This is a genomic window from Sphaerochaeta sp. S2 (assembly GCF_016406725.1).
Taxonomy (GTDB): Bacteria; Spirochaetota; Spirochaetia; order Sphaerochaetales; family Sphaerochaetaceae; genus Sphaerochaeta.
In genome coordinates, this window is record NZ_JAEKNT010000314.1 from 1 (window position 1) to 1,492 (window position 1,492).

At 44.0% G+C, this 1,492-nt stretch carries 3 protein-coding genes; 2 read left to right on the forward strand and 1 reads right to left on the reverse strand.

The genetic code is table 11. The annotated features are described in order from the left end of the window. Positions 1–180 (forward strand): hypothetical protein (locus tag JF818_RS09195; protein WP_198891717.1); only part of this gene is annotated, 180 nt, incomplete at its 5' end. Beyond that, positions 177–707, forward strand: a complete 531-nt coding sequence (locus JF818_RS09200) for a DOMON domain-containing protein (protein WP_198891718.1) — start codon at positions 177–179, stop codon at positions 705–707. The genes JF818_RS09195 and JF818_RS09200, both read left to right, overlap by 4 nt. A 158-nt stretch (positions 708–865) precedes the next feature. Here the strand turns inward: JF818_RS09200 and JF818_RS09205 are convergent, their stop codons facing one another. After that, positions 866–1,291 (reverse strand): hypothetical protein, encoded by a 426-nt coding sequence (locus JF818_RS09205; RefSeq protein WP_198891719.1) that lies wholly within the window; start codon positions 1,289–1,291, stop codon positions 866–868. Between the last annotated feature and the right edge of the window lie 201 nt (positions 1,292–1,492).

Below are 1,492 nucleotides of genomic sequence, written 5' to 3' on the forward strand. Positions count from 1 at the left end.
ATGCACAACCTGATGGTGGTAGCTGGACTTGTGGTCTTGTTCCATGTCTTACTCGCCTCCACGTCTTCTTTCACCTATAACCCGTGGGGGATTGGCATCCTGGTCGCTTGGATGGCTTTCTCCCTTATCTCTTATGCGAACTACCGGCTCTCTGGCCGGAAACCAAGGAGAAAATCATGAAAAAACTCTCTATAGTTCTCATCATATCTCTGCTTTTCAGTCTGCCACTGGCAGCTCAGATATTCCCAACCTCTCCATCCAATCCCGTGGTTGATGGATCTTTCGGAACCAATGAATACCCCGAGATTGTACAACTCAAGGATATGCGTCTTGGGTATGCCCAGAGTAGGGATTCCAGTAATCTGCACTTCATTCTCGAAGCACCAACTACAGGATGGGTTTCGGTTGGCCTTGGGTCCAATAGGATGCATGGTGCTCATATCATCATAGGCTATGATGCAATTACCAGCCAAGTCATCAGTGAGGAGACTGGCCGTGGTCATAGTCATAGCCCCTCTTCTTCAAAGATGCTTGTTCAGAGCAAGATCAAGGAAGCAGGAGGCAAGACCACCCTTGAGTTCACGGTACCTGCCTCACAGTTTGATTCAGGAAGGAACCTCAGACTCATTGTTGCATATGGAAATCGGGATAATCTCAGAAGCAAGCATGTCACCTATGACAGCCACACCATCAACTTCCTGAAATAACACATATTCACTGGTGATTGTGATAAGGGTATGTTTGGAGTAACCAACATACCCTTATTCTTGCTCTGTTTTTAGCGGTCCATTCTAGTATTCTGTTAACAGGAAGAATGGCACTACATCAAACCCAGGCCAACCCTAAGTAGCAAAAACCCAATTCCCTAAGATCTCTTGCCTTTGATCAAGTTCCAAGGAAACAATCCCTCCTTGTACAGCAAGGCAAGAGCTATCAAGCCCTGGACTGCTCCGATGATGAAGAAGAGTACATGGAGGAAAACCACGGTTTTAATGATCAGGACCTGTACAATAATCCACACAATCATGGATCCTCCGAGCAGGCCAGCAACATACCCAAGATACTTGTTCTGCTTAAACAAGAGTATGATACTGAACAGATTGCCGACTCCAAACAGTCCAAATAGAACAATGCCAGGAATCAGAAAGGTAGAAAATGGAGACCCCTGCAACATATCGGTTGTAGCGCCAAGGGGAGTTACAGGGTCAACCAAGCAAGCATATCCACCTGCAAGTGCACCTAACCCAACAAACACATGTATAAGCAATAAAAGCAACCGAAGTAGTTTCATAATTCAGGCCTCCAAGACCTGCTGGGCAAAAATAATATCAAAGGGCATACGAGAAGGATAGAGGAAGGAACGGTCAAATCATCAAGATTGTACAGATTCATACAAGAAAAATGTATCTTGTAAAGATATACATATGTAATATATTCAGCAATATTAAACATTATTTTTATAATTTTGCCCAATAATTGTATCCAAAAGTAC

What these genes read in the sequence shown, in the direction of transcription:
- JF818_RS09205 (WP_198891719.1), bottom strand. Translation starts at nt 1,291, where the DNA reads ATGAAACTACTTCGGTTGCTTTTATTGCTTATACATGTGTTTGTTGGG.
- JF818_RS09200 (WP_198891718.1), top strand. Translation starts at nt 177, where the DNA reads ATGAAAAAACTCTCTATAGTTCTCATCATATCTCTGCTTTTCAGTCTG.